11 protein-coding genes are annotated in these 13,266 nt (G+C 65.4%); 7 read left to right on the top strand and 4 right to left on the bottom strand.

Annotated features, from left to right (window positions below; translation table 11 throughout):
• Window positions 1-19 precede the first annotated feature (19 nt).
• From LB520_RS15750 to LB520_RS15740, 3 genes are read right to left on the bottom strand one after another with little or no spacing between them, the layout of a single operon-like run.
• Window positions 20-1,600, bottom strand: coding sequence for a 5-guanidino-2-oxopentanoate decarboxylase (locus tag LB520_RS15750; protein WP_224638088.1), 1,581 nt, complete (start codon window positions 1,598-1,600; stop codon window positions 20-22).
• Window positions 1,597-2,265 carry a TetR family transcriptional regulator C-terminal domain-containing protein gene (locus LB520_RS15745; protein ID WP_224638087.1) on the bottom strand — a complete coding sequence of 223 codons (669 nt, stop codon included), beginning with the start codon at window positions 2,263-2,265 and terminating at the stop codon, window positions 1,597-1,599. The genes LB520_RS15750 and LB520_RS15745 overlap by 4 nt, the downstream gene beginning before the upstream one ends.
• A complete protein-coding gene (locus LB520_RS15740) occupies window positions 2,235-3,107 on the bottom strand; it encodes a dimethylarginine dimethylaminohydrolase family protein (RefSeq protein ID WP_224638086.1) in 873 nt (290 codons plus the stop codon). The genes LB520_RS15745 and LB520_RS15740 overlap by 31 nt, the downstream gene beginning before the upstream one ends.
• Before the next feature lie 211 nt (window positions 3,108-3,318).
• Between LB520_RS15740 and LB520_RS15735 the strand changes: the two genes are divergently transcribed.
• The 6 genes from LB520_RS15735 (at window position 3,319) to LB520_RS15710 (ending at window position 9,121) form a co-directional block, all read left to right on the top strand.
• The gene (locus tag LB520_RS15735) at window positions 3,319-4,134 is read left to right on the top strand and encodes an ABC transporter ATP-binding protein (protein WP_140845568.1); all 816 of its coding nucleotides are present in this window, start codon (window positions 3,319-3,321) and stop codon (window positions 4,132-4,134) included.
• A 57-nt stretch (window positions 4,135-4,191) separates the two neighbouring features.
• Complete coding sequence (locus LB520_RS15730) at window positions 4,192-4,989, top strand: transporter substrate-binding domain-containing protein (RefSeq protein WP_224638085.1); 798 nt, start codon at window positions 4,192-4,194, stop codon at window positions 4,987-4,989.
• Window positions 4,990-5,182: 193 nt separating this feature from the next.
• Entirely contained in the window at window positions 5,183-5,848 is a 666-nt protein-coding gene (locus LB520_RS15725) for an ABC transporter permease (RefSeq protein ID WP_224545402.1), read from the top strand.
• On the top strand, window positions 5,848-6,657 hold the full coding sequence (locus tag LB520_RS15720) for an ABC transporter permease (protein ID WP_224638084.1): 810 nt from the start codon (window positions 5,848-5,850) through the stop codon (window positions 6,655-6,657). The genes LB520_RS15725 and LB520_RS15720 overlap by 1 nt, the downstream gene beginning before the upstream one ends.
• 101 nt (window positions 6,658-6,758) lie before the next feature.
• Window positions 6,759-7,760 carry an Ldh family oxidoreductase gene (locus tag LB520_RS15715; RefSeq protein ID WP_224638083.1) on the top strand — a complete coding sequence of 334 codons (1,002 nt, stop codon included), beginning with the start codon at window positions 6,759-6,761 and terminating at the stop codon, window positions 7,758-7,760.
• 377 nt (window positions 7,761-8,137) lie between these two features.
• Window positions 8,138-9,121 carry a complex I NDUFA9 subunit family protein gene (locus LB520_RS15710; protein ID WP_224631421.1) on the top strand — a complete coding sequence of 328 codons (984 nt, stop codon included), beginning with the start codon at window positions 8,138-8,140 and terminating at the stop codon, window positions 9,119-9,121.
• 8 nt (window positions 9,122-9,129) lie between these two features.
• Here the strand turns inward: LB520_RS15710 and LB520_RS15705 are convergent, their stop codons facing one another.
• The gene (locus LB520_RS15705) at window positions 9,130-10,500 is read right to left on the bottom strand and encodes a cytochrome P450 (RefSeq protein ID WP_224638082.1); all 1,371 of its coding nucleotides are present in this window, start codon (window positions 10,498-10,500) and stop codon (window positions 9,130-9,132) included.
• A gap of 272 nt (window positions 10,501-10,772) precedes the next feature.
• Between LB520_RS15705 and gyrB the strand changes: the two genes are divergently transcribed.
• Window positions 10,773-13,244: a DNA topoisomerase (ATP-hydrolyzing) subunit B gene (gene gyrB, locus LB520_RS15700; protein ID WP_224638081.1), complete on the top strand. Its 2,472-nt coding sequence runs from the start codon at window positions 10,773-10,775 to the stop codon at window positions 13,242-13,244.
• Window positions 13,245-13,266: the final 22 nt, after the last annotated feature.

Here is a 13,266-nt window from a genome sequence, read left to right as displayed (position 1 = left end):
CGGCAGATGCACCGATCTTTCAGTCGACGGTGATTTCGATGACGCGTGGCTTGCCGGCCGCCCGCGCGCGCTTCAGCGCCAAGGCCAGGCCGCCGGCCCCGGCCAGCCGCTCGGCCTCGATGCCATAGGCCTCGGCGAGCTTGCAGAAATCGGGCGGTGCCGGCGACACGCCGACCGGCTCGACGCCGACATCGAGCATCGAGGTTTCGATCTCGCGATAGCCGCGATTGTTCCAGACGACGAAGATTACCGGCGCTTCGGCGTCGAGCGCAGCGCCGATCTCCGGCAAGGTGAACTGGAAGCCGCCATCGCCGGTGAGGCACACCACCGGCGCCTCCGGCACCGCAAGTGCTGCGCCGATCGCCGCCGGCGAACCGTAGCCCAACGCGCCGAAGCCGGTCGCGGCGTTGAACCAGCCGCCGGGACGGTCGTGGTCGTAATAGAGGTTGGCGGCATAGATCGGCTGGGTTGAATCGCCGACGATGATGGCGCCCGGCAGCGCGTCGCGGATCATCTCTACGGCGCGAACCTGCGCCAGGTATTCGGGCTTCAGCTCGGCCCGAGCAGCCTCGCGCGCGGCGGCCGCACGAGCCTCGCCATCGCTTGCCGCGGCATGGCCAGATCCGATCGCTGCAAGCAGCGCCTCGATCGCTTCCACGCAATCCGCGTGGATGCCAACCGTCACCGGCCGGCGCGCGATCTGGTCGGCGCCGATATCGATGCGGATCAGGCTCGGCGGCAGCACGAAGCCGCCGTCGCCATAGCCGTCATAGTCGGTCGGGCCGAATTCAGTGCCGGCGGCAATCACCAGATCGGCGCCCGCCATCAACGCACGCACTGCCTTGAGGCTGGGGCTCGCCGGCACGCACATGGGATGGCCATGCAGCAGGCCACGCGCATTGGCGGTCTCGACCACGGGGGCGCCGAGCATCTCGGCCAGACGCCGCAGCGCCGCATCGGCCTTCTTGGCGCCGCCGCCTGAAAGGATCAGCGGACGGCGTGCGGCCCTGCAAAGCCGTGCCGCCTCGGCGATCGCCGCCAACTCCGGAGCGGGCGGCGCGGCATTGCTAAGGACGGCCGCAACACCATCGGCGGGCTTGACCATGACGTCGGTGGGGATCTCGATATGGACCGGCCCCGGGCGTGAGGAGGAGAAAACGGCGAAGGCGCGGGCGAGCGCGCCGGGCAACTGCCCGGCCTCGGTGATGCGCTCGGAAAACAGCGCCACCTTCTCCATCATGCCGCGCTGGTCGGGCAGCTCGTGCAGGAATCCAAGTCCCTTTCCCAGCGTGTCGGTGGCGTTGACGCCGGAGATGACCAGCATCGGCACCGAATCGGCGCGCGCCTGGCCCATGGCGGTGATGGTGTTGGTGAGGCCCGGCCCAGTGATGACGAAGGCGACGCCGGGACGGCCGCCGGCGCGCGCATAACCGTCGGCCATGAAGCCGGCGCCCTGTTCGTGGCGCGGCGTGACATGGCGGATCTTCGAGCCCGCCAGGCCGCGATAGAGCTCGACCGTATGCACGCCCGGAATGCCGAAGACGGTGTCGACGCCATGCGCCTCGAGCAATTTGATCAGCGCTTCGCCGATGGTGGTCATTGGTTTCCTCCCTTTTCCAGCGCCAAGCCGAGCTCGGCCTCTATGGCTTTGACGCCTATCGCCGCCAATTCGCCAGGCGAGAACATCTCTGCTGCCAGGCAGCCTTCGATCCAAAGCCCGTCGATGATCGCGTTGATCGCGATGGCATGGCGGCGCAGCTCGCCTGCGTCCGGCTTGCGCCGCTCGGCGGCGAGCACCTCGGCAACGACTGCTTCCACCTCGTCGCGAAAGCCGAGATAGCCTTCGCGATGAGCACGGGCGAGCGCCGGATCCGCATTGGCGCGGCCAAGGAAGGTTGCCCAGAGCGAAAACACCCGCCGGTCGACGATCGGCGCGTTGAGGTTGGCGGTGACGAAAGCCGCGAGGCGTTGGCGAGGCGAGGCGTCTTCCATGACCAATGCCGCCTTCGCCTGCTCGGTCATGCGGCCGACCAGCGCCATATAGGCTTCCTGCAGCAATTCTTCCTTGCCGGGGAAATAGTGCCGGATCAGCCCGGCGGTGACGCCGGCGCGCAAGGCGATGGTGCGCAAGGTGGCGCCCTGAAGGCCATATTCCGCCACGCTGTCCAGCGTCGCATCGATCAGATCCTGCCGCCGCCGCTCCTCGCCCTCGCGGCGGAACTTGCGGCGCGCATTCATTGGCGCAGGATCGGCCGCGTCAGGCATGTCGGCCCGCCTTCACAGGCGATGCAGAGCGCATCCGCCTCGAATGTCTCGACCGTGCAGCCGGCGGCTTCCATCGCGGCCTTGGTCTTGGGAAAACCAGCAACGGCGATGACCTTGTGCGGGCTGGTCGGCAGCACGTTCAGGCTGAGGCCGTTGGAAGCGGCGAACTCTTCGGCATCGCCTTCGACCAGCCGGATGCCGCGCGCCTTCAGCATCTGATAGAACGCGGCTGGCAGAAGCGGCGAATAGACGAGGGCCAGGTCGTCGGCCAGCGGGCTGATCACCGACATCAGATGCAGGCACGCCTCTTCGCCTTGCCAAAGCGGCAAATCGAAGCCGTAGACGGAAATGCCCAGCGGCGTCAGCAGGTTGGAAACCTGCTGGATGCCTTCCTGGTTGGAGCGCACACCGCGCCCGATCGCCAGCGTGCGGGCATCCACCCATACGCAGTCGCCGCCTTCGACCTGACCAGGCGCCTCGACACGACCGAGGACCGGAATGCCCAGTCTCTTATAGGTTTCCTCATGCAGCGAGGGCTCCCGGGCGCGCAGTGGCTTGCCCATGGACAGGATCAGCGCGCCGCGGTCGGTCATCAGCGACGGGTCATGCGTGAACACCGAATCCGAAAGGCCGTCGGCCCTGTCCTCGATCCATTCGATCTCGGCGCCGGAAGCCGCCACCATGTCGGCAAGGGCCGCATGCTGCACGGCTGCTTCCGCCGGGTTGAATCCCGGGCCATAGTGCCAGGCCGCCCTGTCGGCGTCGCGCATGGCGTTGGCCGCCGACCGCATCAGCACGCGCCGCAGCGGCGCCGCCATGGACTGTGACCCGAAAGCGCTCATCGATGCCCTTTTAAGATGAAAAAAATCGTGAAAATTTCATGAAAGGCTATTTATACACTTGCGCAACAAGGCCGCAAGTGCCGTAATGAGCGGGATTGACGGGCTCGCGCTGTCGGGTCCATGCTGAAGCCTGGAGCGGGTCAGTGCAGCGTATGTTGATTAGCCGGATAGACGTTCGACGACCTGCCGTCGGCCAGATAGAGGTCACCCGGTGAGCGCTGCAGCAGCTGCCGCAGTCCAATCCGGTGAGGCGCAGAACGGCGCCGCCGAAGCCATCCATGTCGAAAACCTGCACAAGAAGTTCGGCCAGTTGCACGTGCTGAAGGGGGTTTCGCTGTCGGCGCGCGACGGCGAGGTGGTCGCCATCATCGGCGGCTCCGGTTCCGGCAAGTCGACGCTCTTACGCTGCATTAACTGCCTGGAGAACCCCACAAGCGGCATCATCCGGGTCAATGGCGAGGAGATCAAGCTCAAGGCCGACAGCCATGGACACACCGTTCCGGCCGACCGCAGGCAGATCGAGCGCATTCGCTCGAGGCTCGGCATGGTGTTCCAGAATTTCAACCTGTGGAGCCACATGACGCTGATCGAGAATGTCATCGAGGTTCCGGTGCATGTGCTTGGCGTCAAGCGCAGCGAAGCGATCGCCCAGGCCGAGAAGCTGCTCGCCCGCGTCGGGCTGGCGGAAAAGCGCGACGTCTATCCGGCTTTCCTGTCCGGCGGCCAGCAGCAGCGGGCCGCGATCGCCCGCGCGCTGGCGATCAATCCGCGCGTCATGCTGTTCGACGAACCGACTTCCGCGCTCGATCCCGAACTGGTCGGCGAAGTGCTGAAAGTCATCGGCGACTTGGCGCGCGAGGGGCGCACCATGGTGCTGGTGACGCATGAAATGAAGTTCGCCCGCGAGGTCGCGACGCATGTCGTCTATCTCTACAACGGGCTGGTCGAGGAGGAAGGTCCGCCGGAACAGCTGTTCGGCGCGCCCAAATCCGAAAGGCTCAAGCAATTCCTCCGCAATGTCGGCTAGGTGCCGGCATCAAGCGGAGCGAAAAACCGGGAACAACAACAAACTGGGAGTCCTGACATGAAGACTGTTCTCAAGACATTTGCCGCCGCGCTGCTTCTCGGCGTCGCGGCGATGGGCGGAGTGGCCAAGGCCGAGCAGGTCAAGATCGGCGTCGCCGCCGAACCCTACCCGCCCTTCACCTCGCCCGACGCCAGCGGCAAATGGGTGGGCTGGGAGATCGACTTCGTCGACGCCGTCTGCGCCGAAGAGAAACTTGACTGCGTGATCACGCCGGTGGCCTGGGACGGCATCATCCCGGCGCTGACGACCAAGAAGATCGACGCCATCGTCTCTTCCATGTCGATCACCGACGAGCGCAAGAAGACGATCGACTTCTCGGACAAGTACTACAACACCCCGACCGCGATCATCGGGCCGAAGGACCACAAGTTCGGCGCCACGCCGGACGATCTCAAGGGCAAGGTGATCGGCGTCCAGGTCTCGACCGTGCATGCCGTGTACGCGAAGAAGCACTTCACCGGCGCCCAGGAAATCAAGGAATACCAGACCCAAGATGAAGCCAACCAGGATCTGGCCGCTGGCCGCATCGACGCGGTGCAGGCCGACTCGATCGCGCTCGGCGAATTCCTGAAGTCGGACCAGGGCAAGGCCTGCTGCGACCTGAAGGGCATGGTGGCGCCCGACGACGAAGTGCTTGGCCCGGGTGTCGGCGCCGGTATCCGCAAGGAAGACACCGCGCTCAAGGAAAAGTTCAACGCCGGCATCAAGGCGATCCGCGCCAACGGCAAGTACGACGAGATCTCGAAGAAATATTTCGACTTCGACATCTATGGCGGCGCCACGCAGTCGAACTGAGCCCTCTCGAAATGAGTGAGGGCATGGCGTCCGCGCCATGCCCGATCTTGCCACGCGTGCCCGCCGCTTACCTGACCGTCGGCGGCTCGCCAGCAATCCGGGGACGAAGCTGATCGACGCCTTTCTTCCGGCCTCCGCGGCCGGCATCATCGAACTCCTGTCGCCCGTGGCGCCCGGCTGGGGCGGCACGCTGCTGGTCGGCCTGCTGCATTCGATCGAGATCGCTATAGGCGCGACGTGCCTCGGCCTCATGATCGGCACCGCGGGCGCGTTCGGCAAGCTCTATGGCGGCCCGGTGACGCGCGATCTGCTCGCGGTCTACACGACTGTCGTGCGCGCCGTGCCGGAACTGGTGCTGATCCTGCTGCTTTATTACGCCGGCACCGACCTCATCAACCAGGTGCTGACTGCGATCGGCTACAGCCGTGTCGACATCAGCGGGCTCGCGGCCGGCATTTTCGTGCTGGGTTTCGTCCAGGGCGCCTATTCGACCGAAGTCATCCGCGGAGCCATCCTCGCCATCCCGCAAGGCCAGATCGAGGCCGCCCGCGCCTACGGCATGTCGCCGGGCCTGATGCTGCGACGCATCACTGTGCCGGCCATGCTGCCCTTCGCCATCCCCGGCCTGGCGAATCTGTGGCTCATCGCCACCAAGGACACCGCGCTGCTTGCCGTCGTCGGCTTCTTCGAACTGACGCTGGCGACGCGCCAGGCGGCCGGCGTGACCAAGGCCTACCTGCTTTTCTACCTTGCGGCCGGCGCGCTCTATCTCGCGCTCTCGCTGTTCTCCAACCTGATCATCGGCCGCGTCGAGGCCTGGTCGCGGCGCGGCATGCCCTCCGTCAGGGAGGCGCGCTGATGTCCGCCGAAGCCTCCGCGATCCACTTGGCGGCGCGCGCCTCGATCTGGCTCAAGCCGCACCGCATCGTGCTGATCCTGATCGGGCTGGCGCTGGTTCTGTGCGCCGCCGTCTTCATGCGCTGGGACTGGCTGCCGCAATATTGGGAAATGGGCCTGATAGGCATCTGGCGGACGCTTTGGATTCTCGCCGTGACCTGCGCGCTGGGCTTTGCGCTGGCCGTGCCGCTCGGGCTCGCCCAGGCCGGCGGACCGATCTGGTTCTCGGCGCCGGCAAAGGCCTTCTGCACCATCATCCGGGGAACGCCGCTGCTCCTGCAGCTCTGGCTGCTCTATTACGGCCTCGGCTCGATCTTTCCGCAATATCCGTGGATCCGCGAATCCTGGCTATGGCCGTATCTCAGGCAGGCCTGGCCCTATGGCGTGGTAGCGCTGACCTTTTCCTTCGCCGGCTATGAGGGCGAGGTTATGCGCGGCGCCTTTGCCGGCGTTCCGAGAGGCCAGCTCGAGGCCGCTCGCGCCTTCGGCATGAGCCGCTGGAAAACCTTCCGGCGCATCTGGCTGCCGCAAGCCTTCTACCGGGCGCTGCCGACGCTGACGGGCGAGACGGTGCTGCAGCTAAAATCGACACCGCTGGTGGCGACGATCAGCGTCATCGATATCTTCGCCGTCTCCTCCAAGGTGCGCCAGGACACCTATCTGACCTACGAGCCTTTGCTGCTGCTGGCGCTGATCTATATGACGATCACCGGTATCCTGGTCTTCGTCTTCAGCCGGATCGAGGCACGGATTCCGGTCAAGATCGGATAGTGAATAGAGAGTAGCGAATAGCGAGTAGCTTCTTTATTTCCCCCTACTCGCTACTCGCTACTCGCTATTCCCTATTCACCACTCGCTGCAGGGCAACACTGATGCAACTCACCCTCGCCCAGGCAACAGGCCTATGCCGGATGGCGGCGCTTGGCGCCGGCGCCAATGAGGAGGCGGCGCAGTCGCTGACAGCCTCGATCATCGCCGCGGAGGCCGAAGGCCTGTCGACGGTGGGGCTGTCGCATTTCATCGACTATCTGGAAGCGCTCGAAGCCGGCCGCATCGACGGCAACGCCGATCCGGCGATCACGCGGCCGGCGCTCGCCGTCTATCTTTCGGATGCGCGCGGCGGACTTGCCCATACCGGCTTCGACCGCACGATCGACGACCTGGTCAAGGCGGCAAAACTGTTCGGCGTCTCGATCTTCTCGCAGAAGAACGCCTACACATGCGGCGCGCTCGGCTATTTCACTGGGCGGCTGGCCGAACAGGGGCTGGTTTCCTTCGCCGCCACCAACGGACCGGCAGTGCTTGCCGGCTCAGGCTCGGTCAAGCCGGTCTATTGCACCAATCCGATGTCCTTTGCGTCGCCCGCCGCCGACGGGCCGCCGCTGGTCATCGACCAGTCGTCGAGCGCGACCGCCTTCGTCAATATCCGCAAGGCGGCGGAGGACGGCAAGAAGATCCCCGAAGGCTGGGCGCTGGATGCCAGCGGCAACCCGACCACCGATCCGGCGGCGGCGATGAAGGGCGCCATGCTTGCCTTTGGCGGCCAGCGCGGCGCCAACATCGCTTTAATGGTCGAGGTGCTGGCCGCGGGCATTTCCGGCGCCAACTGGTCGCTTGACGCGCCCTGGTTCACCGATGGGGCGGAGAGCCCCGGCACCGGCCTTTTCGTTCTGGCCATCGAGCCAAAGCTGCTCGACCCGAATTTCGAGCGGCGCATGAAGGACCAGCTCGAGCGGTTGCGGCGGCGCTATGGCGTGCATATCCCCGGCCGCTCGCGCGCTGACGCCGCCGAGAAGGCAAAGGCGCGCGGCATCACCACGTCCAGGGCAGTGGTGCAGCGCATTTCGGAATTCGCCGAGCGTTATTCGGCCTGATTTTTCCCTGCGCGATTGAACCTTTTTTCGACGCTGCACGACCCATGTCCGGCACCCCTCGCCGCGAGCCGCCCGAATGGCTTCATCCGGCTCGCGGCTGGCGGCGCCGCGCCGAGCGTTCAGGGCGGGGCGGGCGTGCTTGCTTCACGCCACCTTGATGCCGTCTCAGGTCAGGCCGTCTCGTTGGACCCTGCTTCGGTGTGGACACTGCCCGGAAAACCCCGCTTCGGCGGGGTTTTCTGTTCTCTCCAATGCGGCGGGGCAGGGATTCCGGGCAAGTTCAAAAACAAGCCGACGGCGACTTCCGGTCGCTCTTTGCCTTTGGCGAGAAACGGATTAAGAAACGGCTTCAGCCAAGCATTTGCGCGGAGCCAGTCATGACCGAAATCCTGCAGACCCCCAAGCTCGTCGTCGTCTTCGGCGGCTCGGGCTTCGTCGGTCGCCACGTCGTGCGAGCGCTGGCCAAGCGCGGCTACCGCATCCGGGTCGCCTGCCGGCGGCCCGACCTTGCCGGCCATGTGCAGCCGCTCGGCAATGTCGGCCAGATTCAGCCCGTGCAGGCCAATGTGCGCGTGCGCTGGTCGGTCGACCGCGCCGTGCAAGGCGCCGACCATGTCGTCAACCTGGTCGCCATCCTGCATGAGACCGGCCGCCAGAAATTTGGCGCCGTGCACGAGTTCGGCGCGCGCGCCGTCGCCGAGGCCGCACGCTCGGTCGGCGCCGGCCTCACCCAGATCTCGGCACTCGGCGCCGATCTCAATTCGCCGTCCAACTACGCCCGCACCAAGGCGCTGGGCGAAAGGGCAGTGTTCGAGACGATTCAGGATGCCGTCATATTCCGCCCGTCGATCAATTTCGGACCGGAGGACCGCTTCTTCAACCGCTTCGCCGGCATGGCGCGCCTGTCGCCCGTCCTGCCGCTGATCGGCGGCGGGCAGAACAAGCTGCAGCCGGTCTATGTCGGCGATGTCGCCGAAGCGATCGCGCGCTCGGTCGACGGCAAGGTCAAGGGCGGCCAGATCTACGAGCTCGGCGGCCCGCAGGTGCTGACCTTCAAGGAATGCATGGAGGAAATGCTTGCCGTGATCGACCGCAGGCGCCTCCTGGTGCCGGTGCCGTGGTGGGTGGCGAACATCCAGGCGTCGATCCTCCAGCTGCTGCCCAATCCGCTCCTGACCAAGGACCAGGTGCTGCAGTTGCGTGAGGACAATGTCGTCTCGGACGAAGCCGCCAAGGCCGCCAGGACGCTTGCCGGGCTGGGCATCCAGCCGCAGGCGATCGCCACCATCCTGCCCAGCTATCTCTGGCGCTTCCGCGCCGCCGGCCAATTCCAGCAGCGCCGGCCGATCGCGGACCGTTAGACCAGTTTCTACGCCCGCCGGGAGACCTGCATCGGCAGGCCGCCCTGCGGCTGCGTGGTGAGCTTCTGCACCGGCCATGGCCGCGTCTGCGACGTAGCATCGAAGCGAAAGCGCGACAACAGGATCGCCAGCGCGATGATCGCCTCCTGCATGGCGAAGCTGGCGCCGATGCAGACGCGCGGCCCGGCGCCGAAGGGCAGGTACTGGAAGCGGTCGATCCGGTCGCGGTTTTCCGGATGGAAGCGCTCCGGCAGGAAGGCGTTCGGCCTGTCCCACAGCTTGCGGTGGCGATGCACCACCCAGGGCATCACCAGCACGGCGGCGTATTTCGGAATATATAAGCCGTTCCAGGTCTCCGGTTCGATCGGCTCGCGGTTGATCGAGGGCGCAGGCGGATAGAGCCTGAGCGCCTCCTCGAAAGCGGCGCGGGTGAGCGGCATGGCATCCAGCCACTTGGTCGGATCGGGTTCGCGCGCCAGCACGGCGTCGATCTCCTGCTCGATCTTGTCGCGTTCCCAGGGCGCCCCGGCGAGGCAATAGATCGTCCAGCCCAGCGCCCGAGCGGTCGTCTCATGGCCGGCGCCGATGAAGGTGATGATGTTGTCCTCGACTTCGGCGCGGGTCAGCCCGTCCGGCCCCTCAGCGCGCAGCAGAAGCGTGAGAAAATCCTGCGGCACGCCGTCGGGATCGCGCTTCAGCCGCTCCTCGCGCATCTTCACTGTGTTGGCGACGATATTGCGGAAATAGGCCATGGTCTTGCGGCCGCGGATGCGGGTTAGCCGCGGCAGCCATTCCGGCGCGCGCAGAAGGTCAAGGGGGTCGACACGGCCCATGGTCTCGAACAGGCGGTCGATCTCCTTGGCGAAGCTGCCGGGCTCGCCGGCGATCTCGCCGGAAAACAGCGTTTCGGCGAGGATGTCGTAGGTGAGCAGCGTCATGTCATGCGCGACATCGGTCATGCCGCCGGCCTCGTAGCGGTTGACGAAATCCAGCGTGCGCTTCAGCATCGGCCCGGCGAAGCCGAAGATGTGGCGCGGTGTGAACACCGGCGCCATCGCCTTGCGCGAGCGCCTCCACACCTCGCCTTCGGCGGTGAGCAGCCCGTCGCGCAGGATCGGCCGCAGGATCAGCTGGCGCACAGTCGCCATCTTGTAATTCCTGGCGTTATCGATCAGCACATGGCGGATGAGGCCGGGATCGTTGGCGATGACCAGAGGGCCGCCGATGCCGGTCACCGAGATCCAGGGCTCGTTGTAGGTATGCTCGCCCCACAGCTCGAGCGGATTGCGGTAGACGATGCGCATCATCTCCAGCGTCGAAGGCGGCGTTGTGCGCGGCGTCGGCGCCGGCGGCACGAAAGGGGCGGGCTTGGTGTCCATGAAGCATGCTCCGCTGACAGCCGAATGTAGTGTCCGACGAAGCGGGCGTCCATCTAGCCGAGCAGGTCCGCGATCGTCACCAAATACGGCTCGCGTCAGCCGGCTTGCCGGCCCGTCGGCTCGGGGTGAATGAAAGGCTTCTCGCCAAGCCGGCAAAATGGCCGCAAACCTTGGAAAACCAGCCGTTTGCGCCTATATCTAGGACATCAAAACGGCGCGATTCGGGGTGACTTTCCCGTGCCGGACCATCGACATCAATCAGACAGGTATTCATGAGCGACCAGACCGAAAGCGCCATTGGCGTGGAAGCCGAGTACGGCGCCGATTCCATCAAGGTTTTGAAGGGGTTGGATGCCGTTCGCAAGCGTCCAGGCATGTATATCGGCGATACCGATGACGGCTCGGGCCTGCATCACATGGTCTATGAGGTGGTGGACAACGCCATCGACGAGGCGCTGGCGGGCCATGCCGACCTCGTCTCGGTGACGCTCAACCCCGATGGTTCCGTCACCGTGATCGACAATGGCCGCGGCATTCCGACCGATATCCACTCCTCAGAGGGTGTTTCTGCGGCCGAAGTGATCATGACGCAGCTGCATGCCGGCGGCAAATTCGACCAGAACTCCTACAAGGTTTCCGGCGGTCTGCATGGCGTCGGCGTCTCGGTGGTCAATGCGCTTTCCGCATGGCTCAAGCTCAAGATCCGCCGCAACGGCGAAATCTTCGAGATGAGCTTCACGCATGGCAATGCCGACGCGCCGTTGAAGGTGACGGGCACATATGAGCAGAACAAACAGCCCGGCACCTATGAGGGCCGCAGCGGCAGCGAGATCACCTTCTTCCCGTCGGCCGAGACCTTCACCATGGTCGAATTCGACTATGGCACGCTGGAGCACCGGCTGCGCGAGCTCGCCTTCCTCAATTCCGGCGTGCGCATCGTGCTGACCGACGCGCGTCATGCCGACTTGGTGCGCCACGAGCTGCATTACGACGGCGGCCTGGAAGAGTTCGTCAAATATCTCGACCGGGTGAAGAAGCCGCTGATCGAAACGCCGATCGCCATCCGCGCCGAGCGCGACGGCATCACCGTGGAAGTCGCGATGTGGTGGAACGACAGCTACCACGAGAACGTGCTGGCTTTCACCAACAACATTCCGCAGCGCGACGGCGGCACGCATCTGGCGGGCTTCCGCGCGGCGCTGACCAGGCAGATCACCGGCTATGGCGAATCGTCCGGCCAGACCAAGAAGGAAAAGGTCTCGCTGACCGGCGACGACTGCCGCGAAGGCCTGACCGCCGTTCTATCGGTCAAGGTGCCGGACCCGAAATTCTCCTCGCAGACCAAGGACAAGCTGGTTTCGTCCGAGGTCCGCCCGGTGGTGGAAAGCCTGGTCAACGAGGCGCTGGGCACCTGGCTGGAAGAGCATCCGAGCGAGGGCAGGGTGGTGGTCGAGAAGGTGATCCAGGCGGCGGCCGCGCGCGAGGCCGCGCGCAAGGCGCGCGACATCACCCGCAAGAGCTCGCTCGGCGTCACCTCGCTGCCCGGCAAGCTCGCCGACTGCCAGGAGCGCGATCCGGCGAAGTCGGAAATCTTCATCGTCGAGGGCGACTCGGCCGGCGGCTCGGCCAAGGGCGGACGCTCGCGCCAGAACCAGGCGATCCTGCCGCTGCGCGGCAAGATCCTCAATGTCGAACGGGCGCGCTTCGACCGCATGCTCTCTTCGGACATGATCGGCACGCTGATCACCGCGCTCGGCACCTCGATTGGCAAGGACGAGTTCAATGCCGACAAGCTGCGCTACCACAAGATCATTCTGATGACGGACGCCGACGTCGACGGCGCCCACATCCGCACGCTGTTGCTCACCTTCTTCTTCCGGCAGATGCCGGAGCTGATCGAGCGCGGCCATCTCTACATCGCCCAGCCGCCGCTCTACAAAGTGACGCGGGGCAAGAGCTCGCAATATCTCAAGGACGAAAGCGCCTATGAGGAATATCTGATTGGGTCCGGACTGGATGAGGCCTCGCTGGTGCTGGCCTCCGGCGAGGTACGGACGGGACAGGACCTGCGCGCCTCGGTCGACGACGCGCTTTCGGTGCGCCAGCTGATCAACGGGCTGCACACGCGCTATAACCGCAGCGTCGTCGAGCAGGCGGCGATCGCCGGCGCGCTCAATCCCGACGTGCTTGCCGATCTGGGCCGCGCCAACACCATGGCCGAGCGCGTCGCGAAGCGGCTCGACATGATCGCCGAGGAGACCGAGCGCGGCTGGACCGGCAGGCTGTCGACCTCCAATGACGGTTCGGGCGGCTATGTGTTCGAGCGCACCGTGCGCGGCGTGAAGGATGTGGTCCAGCTCGACGCGGGGTTGATCAATTCGGCCGATGCGCGCCAGCTCGACCGCTACGCAGCGCGCCTGGCGGAAGTCTATGGCGAGCAGCCGGCCTTGCGTCGGAAAGAGACCTCGGAACTCCTCTCGGGGCCGCTGGCGCTGCTCAACGCCGTGTTCGCTTCAGGCCGCAAGGGCCTCACCATGCAGCGCTATAAGGGCCTCGGCGAGATGAATGCCGAGCAGCTTTGGGAAACCACGCTGGACCCGAATGTTCGCTCGCTGCTGCAGGTCAAGGTCAACGACGCAACCGACGCCGACTCGCTGTTCTCGCGGCTGATGGGCGACGAGGTGGAACCACGCCGCGAGTTCATCCAGGACAATGCGCTGTCGGTGGCCAATCTGGATATTTGAGCGCGACCTAGAGCAATTCCAG

This window comes from Mesorhizobium sp. CA12 (genome assembly GCF_020165255.1).
Lineage (GTDB): Bacteria > Pseudomonadota > Alphaproteobacteria > Rhizobiales > Rhizobiaceae > Mesorhizobium.
Note: the sequence above shows the minus strand (reverse complement) of the source record. Positions and strands in the feature narration are given on the sequence as shown.